This is a genomic window from Micromonospora salmantinae (genome assembly GCF_022230905.1).
GTDB classification, from domain to species: Bacteria; Actinomycetota; Actinomycetes; order Mycobacteriales; family Micromonosporaceae; genus Micromonospora; species Micromonospora salmantinae.
This window is the reverse complement of the sequence record NZ_JAKKFG010000027.1, coordinates 65,320-86,907: the sequence shown is the minus strand read 5'-3', so window position 1 is coordinate 86,907 and position 21,588 is coordinate 65,320. Positions and strand designations below refer to the sequence as shown.

The following is a 21,588-nucleotide window of genomic DNA, read 5'->3' as shown; positions in this document are numbered from 1 at the left end:
TAGGGCGGTCATGGCGGAGGGGAAACGCCCGGTTACATTCCGAACCCGGAAGCTAAGCCCTCCAGCGCCGATGGTACTGCACTCGTGAGGGTGTGGGAGAGTAGGACGCCGCCGGACAATCTTCCAGATAAGCCACCCCCACCGGGGGTGGCTTATCTGCGTCTGCCCCCCCTTTTTTTGGGTGGTCTTTCCCTGATAGGGGGGCATCCGATGACTTTGAGACGCCGGGAGCGGGGTTCAGGGCGCCGAACCCGGTCTGCGGTCTGGGCGGGTCAGTTTCGGGTCTGCATGCCGTCGCGCAGGTTGCGCAGCAGGCCGCCGGCGTCGCTGACCGCCCGGCCCGGGAACATCGCCATGACCACGCTGCCGTGGTCGGCCCAGCCGCACACCGCGAAGTCGCCGCCCTCGCCGCTGGTGCTGCCACACTTCAGCACCCCGCCGAGATCGCCCGCGGGCAGCTCCCGCAGACCGTTCACCGCACCGGTCTCGTCCGACATCAGGCGGAAGAGGCTGTCCAGGTCCCGTTCCGGCTGCCAGAGCAGGGTGGTGCCCCCGAAGATGAGCACGGAGCGCTTGTCGTCGGCCGGGTCGCGGTAGACAGTCCCGAAACTGCGGTCCAGTTCGATGTTCGCCGCCAGACCGCTACGCAGATAGTCGGCAGTGCTCTTCGCCCGTTCGCTGTCGTCGCGGGTCAGACCCGCCACCCGATCGGGTGAGGCCAGTTGGGTGTCCTTCTGTTGCGCCACCCGCCACCCACCGACACCAAGCACGCCGGCACCGGCGAGACCGACCACCAGTGCGACCGTCCAACCGATCTTGCGGCGGCGTGACCAGCCGCTGGGCCGCTCGTCGGGGTCGCCTCCGGGGTCCCGGGTGCTCAGCTGGATCGGCTCTTCGGTCAGCTCGACCGGCTCGCGGCCGCCGTCGCGCGACCGCTCGGTGAGATGTGCGTCGGACATAGCCGACACCGTACGCGAACGGCAGGTGGCGCACGTCAGGTCTGCGGAAGCCCTCCGTAGACTTGTCCGGTGACCGAGAGACTGGATGCCCGACGCCCCGACGCCCCGACCCTTGCCGGCCAGTACCAGCCCGGTGAGGTAGAGCAGCGACGGTACGAGCAGTGGGTAGCCGGCGGGCACTTCCGGGCCTCCGCCGACAGCGACAAGCCCCCCTTCACCATCGTCATCCCGCCGCCGAACGTCACCGGCTCACTGCACATGGGCCACGCGTTCGAGCACACGCTGATGGACGCGTTGACCCGGCGTAAGCGGATGCAGGGCTTCGAGGCGCTGTGGCTGCCGGGCATGGACCACGCCGGCATCGCCACCCAGAACCTGGTCGAGCGTCAGCTCGCCGCCGAGGGTCTGTCCCGGCACGATCTCGGCCGGGAGAAGTTCGTCGAGCGGGTCTGGCAGTGGAAGGCCGAGTCCGGTGGCGCCATCCTCGGCCAGATGCGCCGCCTCGGCGACTCCGTCGACTGGGACCGCGAGCGCTTCACCATGGACGCGGGGCTGACCCGCGCCGTCCAGACGATCTTCAAGAAGCTCTTCGACGACGGCCTGATCTACCGGGCCAACCGGATCATCAACTGGTGTCCGCGCTGCCTCACGGCGCTCTCCGACATCGAGGTCGAGCACACCGACGACGACGGCGAGCTGATCTCGATCCGCTACAGCGACGAGGTCGTGGTGGCCACCACCCGGGCCGAGACGATGCTCGGCGACACCGCCGTGGCGGTGCACCCCGACGACGAGCGCTACCAGCACCTGATCGGCACCGAGGTCGAGCTGCCATTGACCGGCCGTCGGATCCCGATCGTCGCCGACGCGCACGTCGACCCGTCCTTCGGCACCGGCATGGTCAAGGTGACGCCGGCCCACGACCCGAACGACTTCGAGATCGGCCAGCGGCACGACCTGCCCGCGCTGACCGTGATGGACGAGCGCGGTGTGATCACCGTGCCCGGCCCGTTCGAGGGGTTGGACCGGTTCGAGGCGCGACCCGCGATCGTGGCGGCGTTGCGGGAGCAGGGCCTGATCGTCGCCGAGAAGCGCCCGTACGTGCACGCGGTCGGGCACTGCTCGCGGTGCAAGACGACCGTCGAGCCGCGGCTGTCGCTGCAGTGGTTCGTCAACACCGCCCCGCTGGCCCAGGCCGCGGGTGACGCGGTGCGCGACGGCCGGGTGCGCATCGAGCCGGCCGAGCTGGCCAAGCGTTACTTCGCCTGGGTCGACAACATGCACGACTGGTGCATCTCCCGGCAACTGTGGTGGGGGCACCGCATCCCGGTCTGGTACGGCCCGGCGGGGGAGATCGTCTGCGTCGGCCCCGACGAGGCGCCGCCGACCGGCGAGGGCTGGCACCAGGACGAGGACGTCCTGGACACCTGGTTCTCCAGCGGCCTGTGGCCGTTCTCCACACTGGGCTGGCCCGAGCAGACCCCGGACCTGGCGAAGTTCTACCCGACCAGCGTGCTGGTCACCGGGTACGACATCCTGTTCTTCTGGGTCGCCCGGATGATGATGTTCGGCCTCTACGCGATGGACGGCCGGCCGCCCTTCGACGTGGTCGCGCTGCACGGCATGGTCCGCGACCAGTTCGGCAAGAAGATGTCGAAGTCGTTCGGCAACGTGGTCGACCCGCTGGACTGGATCGACCGGTACGGCGCCGACGCCACCCGGTTCACCCTGGCGCGGGGCGCGAACCCCGGCCAGGACGTCCCGGTCAGCGAGGAGTGGTGCCAGGGCTCCCGCAACTTCTGCAACAAGCTCTGGAACGCCACCCGGTTCGCCCTGATGAACGGCGCGCACACCAGTGGCGACCTGCCCCCCACCGAGCAGCTCTCCACCGTCGACCGGTGGATCCTGTCCCGGTTGGCGCACGTCACCGCCGAGGTCGACGAGCAGTTCGAGGCGTACGAGTTCGCCAAGGTGTGCGACCTGCTGTACCACTTCGCCTGGGACGACGTCTGCGACTGGTACGTCGAGCTGAGCAAGCCGGTGCTCGCCGAGGGCGGTGAGCGCGCGGAGGCCAGCCGTCGGGTGCTCGGGCACGTGCTCGACCAACTGCTGCGGCTGTTGCACCCGGTCATCCCGTTCGTCACCGAGGAGCTGTGGCTCGCGCTGACCGGCGGCGAGACGGTGCAGGCCGCCGCCTGGCCGGTGGCCGACCGGTCGCTGGTCGACGACGCCGCCGAGGCCGAGCTGGTCGGCGTGCAGCGGGTGGTCACCGAGATCCGTCGGTTCCGTTCCGACCAGGGGCTGCGCCCCACGCAGCGGGTGGCTGCCCGCCTGGACGGGCTGTCCGGCGCGGGTATCGCTGCCCACGAGCCGCTGATCCGTTCGCTGGTCCGGTTGGATCCGGCCGGTGACGACTTCCAGGCCAGCGCCACGTTGGCCATGCCCGGCGCGGTCGGTGTCGCGTTGGACACCCGGGGGTCGATCGACGTGGGCGCCGAGCGGGCCCGGCTGACGAAGGACCGCGCGGCGGCCGAGAAGGAGGTCGCGCAGGCCCGGGCGAAGCTCGACAACCCTGCCTTCATCGGCAAGGCCCCCGAGCCGGTGGTCGCGAAGATCCGCGACCGGCTCGCCACCGCCGAGGCCGACCTGGTCCGGATCAACGCTGCTCTGGAGACACTGCCCTCGTGACCGACCGTACCGAATTCGCCGCCGTCGAGGCCGAGCTGAACGCCCGTGGCTTCACCCGCATGGTCTTCGAGCTGGACCGGATCGAGTCGCTGCTCGACCTGCTCGGCAGCCCGCAGCGGGCGTACCCGGCGATCCACCTGACCGGCACCAACGGCAAGACCTCCACCGCCCGGATGATCGATTCGCTGTTGCGGGCGCACGGGCTGCACACCGGGCGGTACACCAGCCCGCACCTGGAGACCGTCCGGGAGCGGATCAGTCTGGACGGGGAGCCGGTCAGCGAGGAACGGTTCGCGTCGGTGTACCGGGAGATCAAACCGCTGGCCGAGCTGGTCGACGCGCGGTCGGACGAGCCGCTGACGTACTTCGACATGACCACCGCGCTGGCGTTCGCCACCTTCGCCGACGCGCCGGTCGACATCGCTGTGGTCGAGGTGGGCCTCGGCGGTGCCGAGGACGCCACGAACGTCCTCCAGGCCGGGGTCTGTGTGATCACCCCGATCGGGCTGGACCACACCGAGTGGCTCGGTGACACGCTTCAGGACATCGCGCTGGCCAAGGCCGGCATCATCCACCCGGGAGCCACAGTGATCTCGGCGGCCCAGGAGGAGGAGGCCGCTGGCCCCCTCCTCGAACGCTGCGCCGAGGTCGGGGCCACCATCGCCCGGGAGGGCGGCGAGTTCGGCGTGCTGGGTCGGGCGGTCGCGGTCGGCGGTCAGGTGCTCACCCTGCAGGGGCTGGGTGGCGTGTACGACGACGTGTTCATTCCGCTGCACGGTGCCCACCAGGCGCAGAACGCGGCAATGGCGCTCGCCGCCGTGGAGGCGTTCCTGGGTGCGGGGGCTCGACGTCAGCTGGACATCGAGGCAGTCCGGGAGGGCTTCGCCTCGACCAGCTCCCCGGGTCGGCTGGAGCGGGTCCGCAACGCCCCGACCATCCTGCTGGACGGTGCGCACAACCCGCACGGCATGAAGGCCACAGTCACCGCGCTCCAGGAGGAGTTCGCGTTCAGCAAGCTGGTGGCCGTGATCGGCGTACTGGCCGACAAGGACGCGGAAGCGCTGCTGGAGCTGCTGGAGCCGGTGGTCGACCAGGTGGTGGTCACCCGCAACAGCTCGCCACGGGCGATGCCGACGGAGGAACTCGCCGCGCTGGCCGCCGAGATCTTCGGCGACGAGCGGGTGGCCTCGGCCGAGGAGATGCCGGACGCGATCGAGCTGGCGGTGGCGATGGCCGAGGAGGACGTCCCCGGTGAGCTGAGCGGCGTCGGGGTGCTGGTCACGGGGTCCGTGGTGACTGTCGCCGACGCGCGCCGGCTGTTGAAGCGATGACCAGCCCGGAGCGGGACCCGCACCCCACCGAGGACCCGACCGGCGCGCCGGTCGAGCAGCCGGTGGGGGAGGAGCCCACGGCCGGGCAGCCGCGACGCTCCGGGTTGCGCAACCCGGAGCGCGCGGTACGCGGTCTCGGTGCTGGCACGCTCAGCCTGGAGGCGCTGGTGCTGTTGCTGGCGATCCAGCCGATCCGGGTGGTCGGCGGGAACCTCGGCGGCGCCGCGATCGGTGCGGTGGTGGCACTGGCGGTGGCCGCCGTGGTGCTCGCCGGCATGATGCGTCGTCAGTGGGCCTGGAACGCCGGCACCGTGCTCCAGGGCCTGCTGTTGCTGGGCGGTCTGCTGCACTGGTCGCTGCTCGGGCTGGGCATCATCTTCGCCCTGGTCTGGGCGTACGCGTTGCACGTTCGCCGCGTCATTCTCGGCTGACGCCGGACCCGGTCGCGCCGTCCGAAGGCGGGCCGGGTCAGGCGTCGGCGCGTTCGCGCCACTGGGTGAGGGCGACGCCGTGGCCATCCGGGTCGCGGAAGGCCGCCGCCCACCCCTCCAGCTTGGTGCCCCGGTTGACCACCCGGGGCGCGTACGTGAAGCGGACGCCCGACTCGCGCAACCGCTCGTACGCCGCCTCGATGTCGCTCACCTCAAGGTTGACGTGCACGAGTCGGCGGCTGATGGGCGCCGCCCCGGTCACCTCGCGCAGGACGATCCGGGTCGACCCGGAGGCCAGGACGGCGTTGTGGGCACCCTGGTCGACCTCGCTGAAGCCGAGCACGTCGCGGTAGAAATTGAGCGACCGGGGCAGGTCGGTGACCAGCAGGGTGAGGCCCACCCCGCTGATCGGCGCGGCCGGGTCCGCGGCCGAGTCGGCGTCGAACCCGAAGACCGCCTGGTCCAGTTCCTCGTCGATCACGGTCGTGCGTGCGGCCCCGGTCGGGGAGGGATCGTCCAGCGGAAGGTCGAGTGGGTCCAGCGGGTCGGCCGCTCCCGGGCCGGACCGCTGCACGGGCGGTGGGTCGAAGCGCTGCGCGGGCGGCGGGTCGAAGCGCTGTGCGCTGGGCTGCTCGACGGGGTCCTCGGCGGGTGGGGCGGTCGTGCCGCTCTGCTCCGAAGCGTCGAACCGGTCGGCGGCGGGCTCGTCGAAGCGCTCCTCGGCGGGCGGGCGCGGTGCCGGGGTGGTTGCCCGTCGAGGCAGCCCACCGGCCTGCGGCTCGACGACGACGCCCTCCAACACCACCGGACCACCCGGGCTCTGATGCATCACCACGGGCTCGCGCTCCTCGGGCACGACGCCCGGGTCGTCGCGCCTGAGGTCGTCGCGCCGGAGGTCGGCGCGCGAAGGGTCGGTGCGCAGCGGGTCACCGAGCGGGTCGCGGAACGGGTCACCGACCGGATCCCGGAACGGGTCACCGACCGGGTCACCGACCGGGTCACGGAAGTCGTCGCGGAAGTCCTCGTCGGGTGCGCGGTCGGCCCACGGCGGCGCGTCCTGCTGGATCAACAGCTCGTCCATCGCCTCCGCGTCGGCGAACTCCGGTGGGAGATCGGCGACGGCAGCGGCGGTCTCGGCATGGGTAGACACCTCGTCCCAGAGGACCTTGACGTGCCGCTGGTCGTCCAACGCGACCCGGATCGGCAGGGTCTGGCCCAGCGACGGCCACTTGGAGACCGGCACTCTCGGCTCGATGATCTTCTTGGACCGCGGCGGCAGACCAGGGGCGTCAATCACCAGTTGCAGTTCGCAGCGGCCGAACGCGTACTGGGTGGGTGGTTCGGAGGCGCTGTGCACGTGCCCGACGCCGACGACCCACGTGCGACCGCCGCCGCGTACGGTCGCCAGCGCGATCGCCAGCACCAGCAGGGCGACCCCGAGGGCCACGATGGCCCAACTCGTCATGCCGAGCCCGAACAGGACGACGAACGTGGCCACGGTGCCCAGCACCGCGCCGATCAGCTTGCGTACCGGCGCGATGGGTCGGTTCCCGCCATTCGCCACAGTGGACCTCCCGGGGTCAGGACCAGGCTAGGCCGGATCGGCCACCGGGGGAAAGACCGGCCGCCGCGCCGGCGCCGGGACCGGGTCGCTAGGCTGACCGTACCGATCCGCAGCGTTCAGCGCGTACAGGAGGAACCCAGCGTGTCCAGCAACAGCCCGGATGAGCGCAGCCTCGTTCTGATCAAGCCCGACGCGGTCCGCCGCGGCCTGGTCGGCGAGGTCCTCTCCCGCTTCGAGCGCAAGGGGCTGCGGATCGACGCGATGGCGCACCGGACGATGGATGCCGCGCTCGCCGACGAGCACTACGCCGAGCACGTCGACAAGGCGTTCTACCCGCCGCTGAAGGACTTCATGACCGGCGGCCCGCTGGTCGCCCTGGTGCTCTCCGGCGACCAGGTCATCGACGTGGTCCGCGGGCTGGTCGGCGCCACCGACGGACGCAAGGCCGCCGCCGGCACCATCCGGGGTGACCTCTCGCTGTCCAACCGGGAGAACCTGGTGCACGCCTCCGACTCGACGGACAGCGCCAAGCGCGAGATCGCGCTCTGGTTCCCCGAGCTGGGCTGACGCCCACCGGCCCGGTGCCGACCGACGACGCCCGGGTTCAGCCGACCGCCGGCACCTTCGCCGGGTTGCCGACCACGTAGATCCCGGTGATCCGTCCGTCGGCCGCCGCGATGGTCAGCGTGTACCGACTGCCGTCCGCGCGGGTGATCAACATCGCCGGTTCCCCGTTGAGCTCGACCGGATCCATCGCCACTCGGTGACGCGGGCCGTACACCCCGGCGTAGAACCGGGCGATCCGGTCGGCGCCGGTGACCGGGTTGAGGGCGGCCCGCGCCCGGCCGCCGCCGTCGTTCCACGCGGTGGCGTCGGCGGCCACCAGGTCGGTGAGCCTCGCCAGGTCACCGTCGCGGGCGGCGGCGAGAAACGCGTCCAGCAGCCGCTCCCGCTCCGGGCGGCTGGCCGTGAACCGACGCTGCTCCTGCCGTACCCGCGCGGTCGCCCGGTGGTACAGCTGCCGACAGTCGGCGACGGACCGGTCCAGGATCTCGGCGATCTCCGCGTACGGCAGGTCGAAGGCCGTGTGCAGGACGTACACCGCCCGCTCCGGCGGGGTGAGCCGCTCCAGGACGTGCAGCAACGCGGTGGAGAGCGAGTCGCGTAGCTCCACCCGGTCCAACGGCCCGAACGGCGAGGGCGCGGTCGGCACCGGCTCGGGCAGCCACGTCCCGACGTACGTCTCGCGGGCCGCCTGCCGGGCGCGCAGCCGGTCCAGGGCCAGCCGGGTGACCACCCGGGACAAGTACCGGCGCGGCTCCTCGACGCGGGCCCGGTCCACACCCAGCCAGCGCAGGTACGCCTCCTGGAGCACGTCCTCCGCGTCGTGCCGGCTGCCGAGCAGGCGGTACGCGAGCCCAAGCAGCATCGGTCGGTGCGCCTCGAGCGCATCGGCCGCCTCCGCTGCCGCCTCGGTGGTCACGCCTGGGCCGGAGGCTCCAGCCGCATCGTCACCCCGATCCGATTCCACACGTTGATTGTGGCAATCGCGATGACGAGGTCGGCCAGTTCCTTCTCCGACCAGACCTTCGCGGCGTCATCCCACACCTCGTCCGGCACCCCGTGCTCGCCGAGCCGGGTGACCGCGTCGGTGAGGGCCAGCGCGGCCCGCTCCCGCTCGTCGAAGAAGGGCGCCTCCCGCCAGGTGGCGACCGCGAACAGCCGCCGGCTCGACTCGCCGTCGGCGAGCGCGTCCCGGCTGTGCATGTCCACGCAGTACGCGCACCCGTTGATCATCGACGCCCGCAGCTTCACCAGCTCCAGCACTGTGCGATCGACGTTCGTCTGGACGTACTTCTCCAACCCCATGACGGCCTTGTACGCCTGCGGTACGACCTCGGTCGGGTTCATCCGTTGCACGACTACCTCCTGATCGGTTCGACGCCGATACGACGGTTGGGCAGGGGTGGGTCGTGACAACCGGGGCTGTGACCCCGCTCATGCCGGCGAGGTGGTCGGGGTGGGCGGCTCGACGGCGTGGCGGTGGGCGCGTCGAGTATCGTTGGACCTCGTAAGGCGATGACCCGGCCATCACCGGTGAGCCTCCGGAAGAACAGCCGGGCAACCGGCCCAGTAGAACCGGACGGGTGCGGCCCGTCACAGCCGGCAATGAGCGGGCGGTCGATCCTGACCGCCAAGCGGGGTGGTACCGCGGGCCACGGGAGCGCCGTTCCAGGCGTACCCCGGAAGGTTCGTCCTCGCAGTCCCACGTTGAGTGACTGCACGAGGAGAGCGACCCCCGATGGCCTATCCGTTGCACGACCCGACCGCCGCCGGTGTCCCGGCGAGCCCGGACCTGCCCGCGGTCGAGCGCCGGGTGCTGGAGCACTGGACGGCCGACAAGACCTTCGAGGCCAGCATCGAGGCCCGCCCCGCCGGCACGGACGGCAAGAACGAGTACGTCTTCTACGACGGTCCGCCGTTCGCCAACGGCCTGCCGCACTACGGTCACCTCTTCACCGGCTACGTCAAGGACGTGGTGCCGCGCTACCAGACCATGCGCGGCCGGCACGTCGAGCGGCGCTTCGGCTGGGACTGCCACGGCCTGCCCGCCGAGGTGGTGGCCGAGAAGCAACTCGGCATCACCAGCAAGGCGGAGATCATCGACCTGGGCGTGGACCGGTTCAACGAGGCTTGCCGTACCTCGGTGCTGGAGTTCACCCAGGACTGGGAGCGGTACATCAACCGGCAGGCCCGCTGGGTCGACTTCACCAACGACTACAAGACCCTCGACCTGGACTACATGGAAAGCGTCATGTGGGCCTTCAAGACCCTGCACGACAAGGGTCTGATCTACGAGGGCTTCCGGGTGCTGGCGTACTGCTGGCGCTGTGAGACGCCGCTGTCGAACACCGAGACCCGGATGGACGACGTCTACCGGGACCGGCACGACCCCACCCTGTCGGTGTGGTTCGAGCTGACCGCCGACGAGTCCGCGCCGGAGCTGGTGCGCGGGCCGGTCAAGCTGGGCGTCTGGACCACCACGCCGTGGACCCTGCCGTCGAACCTGGCGCTCGCCGTCGGACCCGACATCGAGTACGCGGTGCTCGAACGCGACGGCGACCGCTACCTGGTGGGGGCGGCGCGGCTGGCCGCGTACGCCAAGGAGCTGGAGTCCTACGAGCAGGTCGGCACGGTGTACGGCCGGGACCTGGTCGGGCGCCGCTACACGCCGCTGTTCGACTTCCTCGTCGAGCAGGCCGGGGAGAACGCCTACCAGGTGCTCGGCGCGGAGTTCGTCACCACCGAGGACGGCACCGGGATCGTGCACCTGGCCCCGGCCTTCGGTGAGGACGACCAGAACGTCTGCAACGCCGCCGGCATCCCCACCATCGTCACCGTGGACGACCACACCCGGTTCACCGCGCTGGTCCCGCCGTACCAGGGTGAGCAGGTCTTCGACGTCAACAAGCCGGTGATCCGGGAGCTGAAGGACCGGGGGGTGGTGCTCAAGCAGGACACCTACACCCACTCGTACCCGCACTGCTGGCGTTGCGACACCCCGCTGGTCTACAAGGCGGTGTCGTCGTGGTTCGTCGCGGTGACACAGTTCCGGGACCGGATGGTCGAGCTGAACCAGGAGATCAACTGGACGCCCGGCCACATCAAGGACGGCTCGTTCGGCAAGTGGCTGGCCAACGCCCGGGACTGGTCGATCAGCCGGAACCGGTTCTGGGGCTCGCCGATCCCGGCGTGGAAGTCCGACGACCCGAGCTACCCGCGCCTGGACGTCTACGGTTCGCTGGCCGACATCGAGCGGGACTTCGGCGTGCGCCTGACCGACCTGCACCGGCCGGCGGTGGACGACCTGGTCCGCCCCAACCCGGACGACCCGACCGGTCAGTCGATGATGCGCCGGGTGCCGGAGGTGCTGGACTGCTGGTTCGAGTCCGGGTCGATGCCGTTCGCCCAGGTGCACTACCCGTTCGAGAACGCCGACTGGTTCGAGCACCACTACCCGGGTGACTTCATCGTCGAGTACATCGGGCAGACCCGCGGCTGGTTCTACACCATGCACGTGCTGGCCACCGCGCTGTTCGACCGGCCGGCGTTCCGCAACTGCCTGAGCCACGGCATCCTGCTCGGCTCGGACGGGCGCAAGATGTCCAAGAGCCTGCGCAACTACCCGGACGTCTACCACGTCTTCGACGCGTACGGCTCGGACGCGATGCGCTGGATGCTGATGTCCTCGCCGGTGCTGCGCGGTGGGGACATGGCGGTCACCGAGGCGGGCATCCGCGACGCCGTCCGGCAGGTGCTGCTGCCGCTGTGGAACGTGTGGTATTTCTTCACGCTCTACGCCAACGCCGACGGGTACCAGGCACGGCGGCGCACCGACTCCACCCACCTGCTCGACCGGTACGTGCTGGCGAAGACGAACGAGCTGGTGTCCACTGTCGGCGCGCAGATGGACGCGTACGACATCTCCGGTGCCTGCGCCACCGTCCGGTCCTACCTGGACGCGCTGACCAACTGGTACGTGCGCCGGTCCCGGGACCGGTTCTGGTCCGGTGACGCCAACGCCTTCGACACCCTGTCGACGGTGCTGGAGACCCTCTGCCGGGTGGTGGCGCCGCTCGCGCCGCTGACCGCCGAGGAGATCTGGCGTGGCCTGACCGGGGAGCGTTCGGTGCACCTGACCGACTGGCCGGAGGCGAGCGAGTTCCCGGCCGACCACGACCTGGTCGCCGCGATGGACAACGTGCGGGCGGTCGCCTCGGCGGCGCTTTCGCTGCGCAAGGCCAAGGGGCTGCGGGTGCGACTGCCGCTGTCGAAGCTGACGGTGGCCTCGCCGGCCGCGGAGCAGCTGCGGCCGTTCGCCGACCTGGTCGCCGACGAGGTCAACGTGAAGACAGTGGAGTTCAGCGCGGAGCTGTCCGCGTACTGCGAGCAGGTGTTGACGGTGGTGCCCCGGGCGCTCGGCCCGCGGGTCGGCAAGCAGGTGCAGCAGGTGATCAAGGCGGTCAAGGCGGGCGAGTGGGAGCTGGTCGACGGCGCCCCGGTGGCCGCCGGCGTCACCCTCGCCGAGGGTGAGTACGAGTTGCGCCTGGTCGCCGCCGACGCCGAGCACTCCGCGCCGTTGCCCGGCGGCGAGGGCGTGGTGGTGCTGGACACCGACGTCACCCCGGAGTTGGCAGCCGAAGGGCTGGCCCGCGACGTGGTGCGGGTGGTGCAGCAGGCCCGTCGGGACGCCGACCTGGACGTCTCGGACCGGATCGTGGTGTCGGTGTCGGCGTCCGACGAGGTACGCGCGGCGGTGTCCGCGTACGTCGACTTCGTCGCCGCGGAGGTGCTGGCCGACTCGGTGGACTTCGCCGAGGGCCTGGAGGGCTTCGCCGGCGAGGTCGGCGATGGTGAGCGGGTAACTGTGGTCGTCCGCCGGGTATAACGGACCATCGCCAGGGTGCGGGCGCCTCACCACCTCCGTCCGGGAGGTGTGGAGGCGTCCGCTACCGTGACACCGCCTGTTCGCACCTGATCTGCCGGAGGACCAGTGCCCCTGCTCTACACCATCGGCAAGCTCACCGTGGCGCCCACGCTGCGGTTGGCGTTCCGCCCGACCGTGGAGGGGCTGGAACACGTGCCGGAGATCGGTGGCGCTGTCTTCGCCGGCAACCACCTCTCGGTGGCCGACGAGTTGTTCCTCGGCACGGTAGTGCCCCGGCACCTGGCGTTCTGGGCCAAGTCGGAGTATTTCAAGGGCGCCGGCGTGAAGGGTGCGATCTCCAAGTTCGTCCTCACCGGCCTGGGTGCGATCCCGGTCGAGCGGGCCGGTGGCCGGGCGGCGCTGTCCGCGTTCGACGCGGCGATCCCGGCGCTCAAGGGCGGTGACCTGGTGGTGGTCTACCCGGAGGGCACCCGCTCGCCGGACGGCAAGCTCTACCGGGGGCGGACCGGCGCGGCCCGGCTGGCCATCTCGGCCGGCGTGCCGATCATCCCGGTCGGCATGATCGGCACGGACAAGGCGCAGCCGATCGGTGCCCGGGTGCCCCGGCCGGGCACTGCCAAGATCACGGTTCGATTCGGCAAGCCGCTGGACTTCACCGGCCGACCGGACGACCGCACCTCGCTGCGGCAGATGACCGACGAGCTGATGAGTGAGATCCAGAAGCTCACCGGCCAGGAGTACGTGCCCCGCTACGCCCCGCCGCGCGCCCATCCGGACCCGACCCGCGACGCCTGACCCCGCCGGGCGCACCCTGCCCCGGCCCTTGGCCTCCTGGCCCTTGGCCTCCCGGCCGCGAGGCACCCGGTCTCGAAGGCGGTATACCTCTGAGTCATAAATATGACTCAGAGGTATACCGCCTTCCGCCTTGTGGCCTCGGTGCGCCGTGACGCTACGTCACGACTGCCGCCGCCCGTGCGCGTGCCGCCCGGGGTGCGGCTCAGCCCCGCTCGGGCTGGACGATCTGGGCGCGCAGGGTGCCCAGCAGGTCGGCGCTGTCGGCGACGGAGAGTCGGGTGAACACGCCGGTGGCGATGCTGCCGTGGTCGACCGACGTGCAGACCACCACGGCACTGCCGTCGGCGCTACCCACCGCGCACCGTTCGTGTCTGCCCCGCACACCGGTGTCCACGCTCTCCGGGGCATCCAACGCGTACTGCTTGGTGAGCCGGCTGATCTCGGCCTCCGCGTCCGACTCCGGGCTCAGCCGGAAGCCGGTGCCGCCGAAGACCGTCACCCGCTTGCCGCTCGTCGTGGCGTAGACGCCGGCGAACGTGTCCTCGGCCAGCCAGTGCTCCTTGCGTACCTCGTTCTCCAACTTCTTGGCGGTCTCCGTGCTGCGGCTGTCCTGTCGCAGGCTGAGGTCGTCCACCTGGACGGGCAGGGCCGCGCGCGCCGGGTACTGGGCCGAGATCGGGAACCCGTAGTAGGCGGGGCAGCCACAACAGCAGGCCAGGGTGAGCAGCAGCAGCCACGGCCAGCGGCGTCGTCGGCGGACCGGCACCGGCACGTACCCCTTGGGGGCCTGCCAACCGGGCGGCGGCGATGGCGGTGGCGCGGTGGATCGCCGACCCCGGCGCTGCTTCGGCACCTTCGGCGGCGCGGGTGGCGCGGGTGGCGACATCGGTCGGGCCGGCACCAGGGGTCCGATGGCCCGGGGTGCGCTCGGGGCGGCCGGCGGCGGCACCGGATACGGCTCGGCCGGGGGAGCGGGCGGCCCGGACCACTGCCGGGTGTCCCGCGATGGGGCCGGAGGAGCGGGCGGCCCGGACCACTGTCTGGTGTCCGGCGGCGTCGGATACGACATCGTGGGCGGCAGCGGGGGCAGTTCGGCGGAGGGCAGGTCCCAGCCGCCGGTGTCCACGCCGGCCCACGGGTCGACCGGGGTCTGGTGCTCCGGCGGCCCGACGGCCACCGGCGGGGGCGGGGTCGGCTCGGCCGACTCGCCCCAGGCGGGTCGGCGGGGCAGCGGCGGTGGCACCGGGGCCGAACCGCTCCACCTGGGCGCCGGGACCTCCGCGGTCGCGGCAGGCTCCGGCTGACCCGAGGGTTCCGGCTGGTCCGAGGGTTCCGGCCGGTCCGGGTGGTCCGGGGGTTCCGGGTGGTCCGAGGGTTCCGGCCGGTCCGGGTGGTCCGGGTGGTCCGGGGGTTCCGGGTGGTCCGAGGGTTCTGGCTGGTCCGAGGGTTCCGGCTGGTCCGGGGGTACGGGTGGGGAGGTCGGCTCGTCGGCGACCGCCCGGTCCCGCTCCGGCTCCGCGCCCGGGGTGCTCCCCTCGGCCGGCCGTGCTCCCGGCTGGGGCTCCGGCATCGCGGCAATCTCCTCTCGCGCCGAACCGAGGTTAATACCGCGCCGCCACCACCGGCGATCGGGCGTGCGCGCGACCGCCGCCGGAGGAACGCGTACCCTTGGGCATCATGAGTGCCCCGTCCACGACGCCGCGCGCGGCCGCGACCAACTCCATATGGTCCCAGCTCGAGCCGCTGCTGCCCCAGATCTCCAAGCCCATCCAGTACGTCGGGGGCGAGTTGGGTGCGGTGACGAAGGACTGGGACGCGGCGACCGTGCGTTGGGCGCTGATGTATCCCGACGCCTACGAGGTGGGCCTGCCCAACCAGGGCGTGCAGATCCTCTACGAGGTGCTCAACGAGCTGCCCGACACCCTCGCCGAGCGGACGTACGCGGTCTGGCCGGACCTGGAGACGCTGATGCGCACGCACGGCGTGCCGCAGTTCACCGTCGACGCGCACCGGGCGGTGCGCGGGTTCGACGTGTTCGGCATCTCCTTCTCCACCGAGCTGGGTTACACCAACATGCTCACCGCGATCGACCTGGCCGGCATCCCGATGCTGGCCGCCGACCGCACCGACGCCGACCCGGTGATCGTGGCCGGCGGGCACGCCGCGTTCAACCCGGAGCCGATCGCCGACTTCATCGACGCCGCGGTGCTCGGCGACGGCGAGGAGGCGGTCCTGGAGATCACCGCGATCGTCCGGGAGTGGAAGGCCGAGGGCTCCCCGGGCGGCCGCGACGAGCTGCTGCTGCGGCTGGCCCGCACCGAGAGCGTCTACGTGCCGCGCTTCTACGACGTCGACTACCTGCCGGACGGTCGGATCCAGCGGGTCGTGCCGAACCGCGCGGACGTGCCGTTCCGGGTGCACAAGCGCACGACGATGGACCTGGACGCCTGGCCGTACCCGAAGAAGCCCCTCGTTCCGCTGGCCGAGACTGTGCACGAGCGGTACGCGGTGGAGATCTTCCGGGGGTGCACCCGGGGGTGCCGGTTCTGCCAGGCCGGCATGATCACCCGGCCGGTGCGGGAGCGGTCGATCACCACCGTCGCGCAGATGGTCCGCGAGGGCCTTGAGTTCTCCGGCTTCAACGAGGTCGGCCTGCTGTCGCTCTCCTCGGCGGACCACTCCGAGATCGGCGACATGTGCTCGGGCCTCGCCGAGCAGTACGCGGGCACCAACGTCTCGCTGTCGCTGCCCTCGACCCGGGTGGACGCCTTCAACATCGACCTCGCGCAGGAGCTGTCCCGCAACGGGCGGCGCACCGGCCTGACCTTCGCCCCGGAGGGCGGGTCGGAGCGGATCCGCAAGGTCATCAACAAGATGGTGTCGAAGGAAGACCTGATCCGTACGGTCGTCACCGCGTACACCAACGGGTGGCGGCAGGTGAAGCTCTACTTCATGTGCGGCCTGCCCACCGAGACCGACGAGGACGTCCTCGAGATCGCCGAGATGGCCCACGAGGTGATCAGGGCCGGCCGGGCCGCGACCGGCTCCAAGGACATCCGCTGCACGGTCTCCATCGGCGGGTTCGTGCCGAAGCCGCACACCCCGTTCCAGTGGGCCGCTATGGACCGTCCGGAGGTCATCGACCACCGGCTCAAGATCCTCAAGCAGGCCATCAACGCGGACCGCTCGCTGGGCCGGGCCATCGGCTACCGCTACCATGACGGCGAGCCGTCGCTCATCGAAGGGCTGCTCTCCAGGGGTGACCGCCGGGTCGGCTCGGTCATCCGCAAGGTCTGGGAGAACGGCGGCCGGTTCGACGGGTGGAGCGAGCACTTCTCGTACCAGCGCTGGGTGGACGCGGCGGCCGAGACGCTGCCCGCGTACGGGGTGGACCTCGACTGGTACACCACCCGTCAGCGCGACGAGCTGGAGGTCCTGCCCTGGGACCACCTCGACTCGGGCCTGGACAAGGACTGGCTCTGGCAGGACTGGCAGGACTCGTTCAGCGAGTTCGAACAGGACGACTGCCGGTGGACGCCCTGCTTCGACTGCGGCGTCTGCCCATCGATGGACACCGAGATCCAGATCGGCCCCACCGGCAAGAAACTGCTGCCGCTCACCCCGCTGGGCGGCAACGGCATGAAGGTCCCGTCGGGCCACTCGCACTCGCACCCCTGACCGTGCTGCCTTCGGGCAGCGCCGGCTGGCGGTGACCCACCACCCTCCACATCCGACATGTCGCCCAACGGGTCCGCGTCTCGCAGGCCCGTTGGCGTTGTTCGGGCTCGGCCCGCACGGCGGCCCGCACCGGATCTTCCGCGAGATCGGTCGCCATCTTTACCACGTGCTGGTGGCTGGGGCTGCCTCGACTAGGTCCGACTCGATACGCTGCGTCTGACATGGACCGACCCGGCGGGTCGGGGACGGGGGAGGAATCGCATGGGCAGCATCCCGCCGCCGAGCATCGGCGATCTGCAAGTCAGCGTCGAGGACCTGGACGCCGCCGCCACGTACGTCGAGCGGCTCAGGCAGTACATCGACGACACCATCAAGTACGAGATGGAACGCATCAAGGAGCGGATGAAGGGCGACAGCAACAACGCCCAGACCGTCCCGAACGGCACTCCCTTCGGCGCGTACGAGGACGCCCGCATGCAGTGGCGGGCCCTGGAGGTGTCCACGGCGAACATGGAAGCGCACCTCACGACGCTCTCCCAGAAGCTCGCCGCGCTCAAGGAGGGCACCGAGGAGATCGCCAAGGCGTTCCGCGACACCGAGGCGCGCAACGGCGCCAACGGCAAGGAGATCGAGCGGCTGCTGGAGTCGGCGGCGCCGCCGCCCACTGCCAGCGGCGCACCCACCTACCCGTACACGGCCTGAGGGGGACGTCATGGCTGGAGGAACCTGGGAGCGGTGCGTTCGCGAGGTGACGCTCTCCGCGGACCCGGAAACGGTCGGATCGGTCGGAGCGGGCTGGAGCAACCTCTCCAGCGGCCTGCAACAACTGCGGGACGCGCTCGTCGGTCGATCGTTCGTCGGTCCGATCGCGACGGGCCAGGAGCGCCCGCACGTCGGCGGGCTGCCCGGGATGCTCGCCGGTTGGAAGGGCAGCGGTGGTGACGCGTACCGCGAGCACCTGGGCAAGATCGGTAAGCAGATCGAGGATCTGATCACCGACGCGACGAACGTCAGTGGCGCGTTGACGCGGATCGAGGGCGACATCCGCAAGTCGGTCTCCACGATCCCGATCCCGCTGATGGACGACTTCGGCTTCAACGAGTGGAGCCTGCCCAACGGCACCGAGCTCGACGATGCCCGCGACGGCGAGAGCTCGTCGGGGTTCCTCGCCGCGCTGCGCAAGGACTACCAGAACAACCCCGGCTCGTACGCCGACGGCGCGTTCCGTGACAAGGCCGACGACCTGGAAGCGACGATGAAGGTCGACGGCCAGGCCGGTGACCAGAAGCGGGGCGGCTGGTGGGACACCGGAGCCCACCTCGACAACTGGTACCGCGACAATCAGAACGCGGCGAACACCGCGATGGCGCCGCTGCCCCAGGCGGTCTATACGGAGCGCCCCAAGCTCACCATCAACAGCCCGGATAGATCGGGCGTAGAGGACGATATCCGTCGGGACCCCCGGGTCCCGCCCTCGGGGCGGCCCGACATCAGTGGTGGCGAATTCGGCGGGAAGCCCGACATCGGCGGTGGCGGCCCCACGATCGGCAGCAGGCCGCCGGGCATCGGTGACACGGGCGGTCCGACGTCCGCCGTCGACCCGTTCTCCCCGACCAGGCCCGGTGGCCTCGGCGATGGCTCGCCCACCGGCGGCACGGGTCAGCTCACACCCCCGTCGACGGGCTCCAGCTTGCCGGGCTACGCGGACGGCGACGCCGGCTACAGCAGCGGTCTGGCGGGCGCCACCCCGGGCGGGGTCGGCGGCCTGGGCGGCGGCATCGGCGGCGGCGGGGTCGGCAGCGCCGGTCTCGGTGGCGCCGGCGGTGGTTTCGGCGGCGGTGCCGGCGTCGGCTCGGCCGGCGGGATCGGCGGCGGTGCCGGCGGTGGCCTCGGCGGCGGTGCCGGGATCGGCGTGGGTGGCATCCCCGGCATGGTGGGTGGCGGCAACGGAAAGCTGCCGCCGATGACGAGCGCGGCGAACGCGTTGCGCACCGCCCAGGCCGCCGGTGGCGCCGGGATGGCGGGCGGCGCGCGTGGTGCCGGCGTCGGCGGTGCCGGAATGATGGGCGGCGGCATGATGGGCGGCGCGGGTGGTGCCGGGCAGGGTGGCGGCACCGGCTCCGAGCACTCGTCGTGGTTGACTGAGGATGACGATCCGTGGGGCCCTGGTGACGGGGCGTCCCCGGGTGTCCTTCGATGAGGATGGACGGATGAGGGTGAACCTCGGAGGCCTCCGGCCGGTAGTCGCCTGTCTCCTGGCGGGGTTCCTGGTGGTGGGGGTCGCTCAACCGGCGGCCGCCGCGCCCCGTCGGGCCGAGCAGTGGTATCTGGACGAGCTCCGGATCGACCAGGTGCACAAGATCTCGACCGGGCGGGGCGTGGTCGTGGCCGTGGTCGACACTGGCGTCGAGGCCAGCCACCCGGACCTGCGAGGTCAGGTGCTTCCCGGTGGACGCAGCTACGGCGCCTCCGGAGACGGCCGGGCCGACGAGGTCGGGCACGGCACGCACATGGCCGGCATCATCGCGGCGAAACCCAGCCGCGACGGGGTGGACGGCATCGCCCCCGGCGCGAAGATCCTGCCCATCAAGATGCGCAAGGAGGACGGCGTCTACACCGACGCCGGGATTGCCCGGGGCATCCGGATGGCCGTCGACGGCGGGGCCAAAGTGATCAACATATCCATTGGTGGCCCCGGCTTTGCCAATCCCGTGCAGAAGAGCGCAATCCAGTACGCGTTGGACCGTGACGTCGTCCTGGTCGCCTCCGCGGGTAACACCGCCCAGGGCCGCACCACAGTGGGCAAGCCCGCCAACACCCCCGGTGTGATCGCGGTGACCGGGACGACCAAGGGCGGCGCGTTCTGGTCCGGCTCCGTCCAGGGGCCGGAGGCGGTGGTCGCCGCTCCCGGCGACAGCGTGTACAACGTCACCAACGAGGGGGGCTACGGCTGGGGTGACGGCACCTCCGACTCCAGTGCGATCGTCTCCGCTCTGGCCGCGTTGATCCGAGCCAAGTACCCGGACCTCAGTGCTCCGAGCGTGATCAACCGGATCATCCGGACCGCGCGGGACGCGGGCCCGTCCGGGCGAGATCCGCAGTACGGCTTCGGGGTGATCGACCCGATGAAGGCGCTGACCGCGAACGTGCCACCGGTCACCGTCAACCCGCTGCTCGACCCGGCCGCGGCGGCGACCGACCCGGGCCCGGCCCGTGCCGGGGGCCCGGACGAGGAGTTCGACGTCACCCAGCACGGCGATCGCGGTGGCCCCACCGACCAGCAGGTCATGGTGGTCGGCATCGGCATCGCCGTGGTGCTGGTGTTGCTGCTGGGTCTCGTGGTCTTCCTCATCTGGAACCGCCGCCGGTATCGGCGGGAGGCGGCCCGGGCCGCCGACATCCCGGACGAGCTGCTCGACCGGGCGGCCCAGGGCGCGTACCCGCCGCCTGACGCGGGTTACGCGCCACCGCCGGGCTACCCGCCTCCACCCGGGTATGCCCCGCCTTCCGGCTACGCCCCGCCCTCGGGCTACACCCCTCCCTCCGGTTACGGCCCGCCGCCGGGCGGGTCACCGCCCGCGCCGCCGAGGGAGCGGTAGCCGGTCCGCCTCACGGTGGCCGGCCGGTGACCTCCGCGTCACCGGCCGGCCATCGGCTTTCGTGCCGGGTGGTCGCGACCCTGACGACCGGTTTGTGACCGTCTGTCTGGTGATTCGGCCGCCCCGGCTGCGTACCGCCACGAGCCCTGCGCCAGGATGGGCGGACACGCAGGTACACCCGAGGAGCCCACGATCGCCAAGAAGCCTCAACCCGAGGGCGGCCAGGCACCGGTCGTCCAGCGCGTCCGCATCCGGTACGCCAAGCGCGGACCGCTGCGATTCACCTCGCACCGGGACTTCGCCCGGGCGTTCGAGCGCGCGCTACGCCGGGCCGCCGTGCCGGTCGCCTTCTCCCAGGGGTTTCACCCGCACCCGAAGATCTCCTACGCCAGCGCCGCGCCGACCGGGGTGGCGAGCGAGGCGGAATACCTGGAAATCGCCCTTCAGGCGGCCGTCGACCCGGAGGCGTTGCGCGCCGCGTTGGACGCCGCGCTCTCGCCGGGGCTGGATGTTCTGGACGCCGTGATCGCCGAAGGGGGCAACCTGCCGGACCGGATCGAGGCGTCGCACTGGCACATCGAGTTGCCTGAGGTCGACACGGCGGTGCTGCGCGCCGCGGTGGACGCCTTCGTCGCGGCCGAGGAAGTGCTGGTCGAGCGGATGACGAAGCAGGGTCGACGCACTTTCGACGCCCGAGCTGCGGTGATATCGATCGATGTCCAGCTGCCTACGCCGACGCCTTCCGGGGCGCCGGCCGTACCGTGTGCGATACTCGAACTGGTCGTGCGGCAGGTCACCCCGTCCGTACGGCCCGATGACGTCCTTTCCGGCCTCCGCGTGGTGGCCGACCTGGAGCCGCCGGTTTCGCCGAGGGTGACACGGCTGGCTCAGGGCACGTTGACCGCGCAGGGTGCGATCGTGGATCCGTTGGATGCGGACCGCGACGGGGCAGCCATCGTTGGGCACTGACCGACGGTCGGTGTTCTGGCAGGCAGACTTCGGCGGTCGCGCACCACGCGCGCCCGGCGGAAACACTTTTGCGGCGACCCTGCGTGGCAGCGCTCACCCGCGCCCGGGCTAGCCAGAACTGGAGA

The 21,588-nt window shown here is 71.2% G+C and carries 16 protein-coding genes and 1 rRNA gene; 12 read left to right on the top strand and 5 right to left on the bottom strand.

Going from position 1 to position 21,588, the window contains the following annotated elements; translation table 11 throughout:
* Window positions 1-117: ribosomal RNA gene (gene rrf, locus PSH03_RS21445) — 5S ribosomal RNA — on the top strand.
* A gap of 155 nt (window positions 118-272) precedes the next feature.
* Here the strand turns inward: rrf and PSH03_RS21440 are convergent.
* Window positions 273-959: a hypothetical protein gene (locus PSH03_RS21440; RefSeq protein WP_238690211.1), complete on the bottom strand. Its 687-nt coding sequence runs from the start codon at window positions 957-959 to the stop codon at window positions 273-275.
* Window positions 960-1,028: 69 nt separating this feature from the next.
* On the opposite strand from PSH03_RS21440, the gene PSH03_RS21435 reads away from it, so the two are divergent.
* The 3 genes from PSH03_RS21435 to PSH03_RS21425 are packed head-to-tail and all read left to right on the top strand — an operon-like array spanning window position 1,029 to window position 5,409.
* The gene (locus tag PSH03_RS21435; RefSeq protein WP_210785316.1) at window positions 1,029-3,647 is read left to right on the top strand and encodes a valine--tRNA ligase; all 2,619 of its coding nucleotides are present in this window, start codon (window positions 1,029-1,031) and stop codon (window positions 3,645-3,647) included.
* Window positions 3,644-4,978, top strand: a complete 1,335-nt coding sequence (locus tag PSH03_RS21430; protein ID WP_238690210.1) for a bifunctional folylpolyglutamate synthase/dihydrofolate synthase — start codon at window positions 3,644-3,646, stop codon at window positions 4,976-4,978. Before PSH03_RS21435 ends, PSH03_RS21430 begins: the two co-directional genes overlap by 4 nt.
* Window positions 4,975-5,409: a DUF4233 domain-containing protein gene (locus PSH03_RS21425; protein WP_238690209.1), complete on the top strand. Its 435-nt coding sequence runs from the start codon at window positions 4,975-4,977 to the stop codon at window positions 5,407-5,409. Before PSH03_RS21430 ends, PSH03_RS21425 begins: the two co-directional genes overlap by 4 nt.
* 37 nt (window positions 5,410-5,446) lie before the next feature.
* Here the strand turns inward: PSH03_RS21425 and PSH03_RS21420 are convergent, their stop codons facing one another.
* The gene (locus PSH03_RS21420; RefSeq protein WP_238690208.1) at window positions 5,447-6,973 is read right to left on the bottom strand and encodes a VOC family protein; all 1,527 of its coding nucleotides are present in this window, start codon (window positions 6,971-6,973) and stop codon (window positions 5,447-5,449) included.
* Between the two features lie 141 nt (window positions 6,974-7,114).
* On the opposite strand from PSH03_RS21420, the gene ndk reads away from it, so the two are divergent.
* Window positions 7,115-7,540, top strand: coding sequence for a nucleoside-diphosphate kinase (ndk, locus tag PSH03_RS21415; RefSeq protein ID WP_088949743.1), 426 nt, complete (start codon window positions 7,115-7,117; stop codon window positions 7,538-7,540).
* A 37-nt stretch (window positions 7,541-7,577) separates the two neighbouring features.
* Here the strand turns inward: ndk and sigJ are convergent, their stop codons facing one another.
* Window positions 7,578-8,456: an RNA polymerase sigma factor SigJ gene (sigJ, locus tag PSH03_RS21410; RefSeq protein ID WP_238690207.1), complete on the bottom strand. Its 879-nt coding sequence runs from the start codon at window positions 8,454-8,456 to the stop codon at window positions 7,578-7,580.
* Complete coding sequence (locus PSH03_RS21405) at window positions 8,453-8,884, bottom strand: carboxymuconolactone decarboxylase family protein (protein ID WP_247669840.1); 432 nt, start codon at window positions 8,882-8,884, stop codon at window positions 8,453-8,455. The genes sigJ and PSH03_RS21405 overlap by 4 nt, the downstream gene beginning before the upstream one ends.
* A 391-nt stretch (window positions 8,885-9,275) precedes the next feature.
* On the opposite strand from PSH03_RS21405, the gene ileS reads away from it, so the two are divergent.
* Complete coding sequence (gene ileS, locus PSH03_RS21400; protein WP_238690206.1) at window positions 9,276-12,422, top strand: isoleucine--tRNA ligase; 3,147 nt, start codon at window positions 9,276-9,278, stop codon at window positions 12,420-12,422.
* A gap of 105 nt (window positions 12,423-12,527) precedes the next feature.
* Window positions 12,528-13,217: a lysophospholipid acyltransferase family protein gene (locus PSH03_RS21395; protein ID WP_238690205.1), complete on the top strand. Its 690-nt coding sequence runs from the start codon at window positions 12,528-12,530 to the stop codon at window positions 13,215-13,217.
* Window positions 13,218-13,419: 202 nt separating this feature from the next.
* On the opposite strand, the gene PSH03_RS21390 is transcribed toward PSH03_RS21395, so the two are convergent.
* The gene (locus PSH03_RS21390) at window positions 13,420-14,787 is read right to left on the bottom strand and encodes a hypothetical protein (RefSeq protein WP_238690215.1); all 1,368 of its coding nucleotides are present in this window, start codon (window positions 14,785-14,787) and stop codon (window positions 13,420-13,422) included.
* A gap of 107 nt (window positions 14,788-14,894) precedes the next feature.
* Between PSH03_RS21390 and PSH03_RS21385 the strand changes: the two genes are divergently transcribed.
* From PSH03_RS21385 to PSH03_RS21365, 5 genes are all read left to right on the top strand, one after another.
* Window positions 14,895-16,895, top strand: a complete 2,001-nt coding sequence (locus tag PSH03_RS21385; RefSeq protein WP_210785323.1) for a TIGR03960 family B12-binding radical SAM protein — start codon at window positions 14,895-14,897, stop codon at window positions 16,893-16,895.
* 261 nt (window positions 16,896-17,156) lie between these two features.
* Window positions 17,157-17,597: a hypothetical protein gene (locus tag PSH03_RS21380; RefSeq protein WP_210785324.1), complete on the top strand. Its 441-nt coding sequence runs from the start codon at window positions 17,157-17,159 to the stop codon at window positions 17,595-17,597.
* Between the two features lie 10 nt (window positions 17,598-17,607).
* A complete protein-coding gene (locus tag PSH03_RS21375) occupies window positions 17,608-19,095 on the top strand; it encodes a WXG100 family type VII secretion target (protein WP_238690204.1) in 1,488 nt (495 codons plus the stop codon).
* A 10-nt stretch (window positions 19,096-19,105) separates the two neighbouring features.
* Window positions 19,106-20,494, top strand: a complete 1,389-nt coding sequence (gene mycP, locus PSH03_RS21370) for a type VII secretion-associated serine protease mycosin (RefSeq protein ID WP_238690203.1) — start codon at window positions 19,106-19,108, stop codon at window positions 20,492-20,494.
* 156 nt (window positions 20,495-20,650) lie between these two features.
* Entirely contained in the window at window positions 20,651-21,463 is an 813-nt protein-coding gene (locus tag PSH03_RS21365; RefSeq protein WP_210785327.1) for a TIGR03936 family radical SAM-associated protein, read from the top strand.
* The last annotated feature ends 125 nt before the right edge of the window (window positions 21,464-21,588 follow it).

What these genes read in the sequence shown, in the direction of transcription:
- PSH03_RS21385 (WP_210785323.1), top strand. Translation starts at nt 14,895, where the DNA reads ATGAGTGCCCCGTCCACGACGCCGCGCGCGGCCGCGACCAACTCCATA.
- PSH03_RS21365 (WP_210785327.1), top strand. Translation starts at nt 20,651, where the DNA reads ATGGGCGGACACGCAGGTACACCCGAGGAGCCCACGATCGCCAAGAAG.
- PSH03_RS21390 (WP_238690215.1), bottom strand. Translation starts at nt 14,787, where the DNA reads ATGCCGGAGCCCCAGCCGGGAGCACGGCCGGCCGAGGGGAGCACCCCG.
- PSH03_RS21405 (WP_247669840.1), bottom strand. Translation starts at nt 8,884, where the DNA reads ATGAACCCGACCGAGGTCGTACCGCAGGCGTACAAGGCCGTCATGGGG.
- PSH03_RS21425 (WP_238690209.1), top strand. Translation starts at nt 4,975, where the DNA reads ATGACCAGCCCGGAGCGGGACCCGCACCCCACCGAGGACCCGACCGGC.
- PSH03_RS21440 (WP_238690211.1), bottom strand. Translation starts at nt 959, where the DNA reads ATGTCCGACGCACATCTCACCGAGCGGTCGCGCGACGGCGGCCGCGAG.
- PSH03_RS21375 (WP_238690204.1), top strand. Translation starts at nt 17,608, where the DNA reads ATGGCTGGAGGAACCTGGGAGCGGTGCGTTCGCGAGGTGACGCTCTCC.
- mycP (WP_238690203.1), top strand. Translation starts at nt 19,106, where the DNA reads ATGAGGGTGAACCTCGGAGGCCTCCGGCCGGTAGTCGCCTGTCTCCTG.
- PSH03_RS21380 (WP_210785324.1), top strand. Translation starts at nt 17,157, where the DNA reads ATGGGCAGCATCCCGCCGCCGAGCATCGGCGATCTGCAAGTCAGCGTC.
- ileS (WP_238690206.1), top strand. Translation starts at nt 9,276, where the DNA reads ATGGCCTATCCGTTGCACGACCCGACCGCCGCCGGTGTCCCGGCGAGC.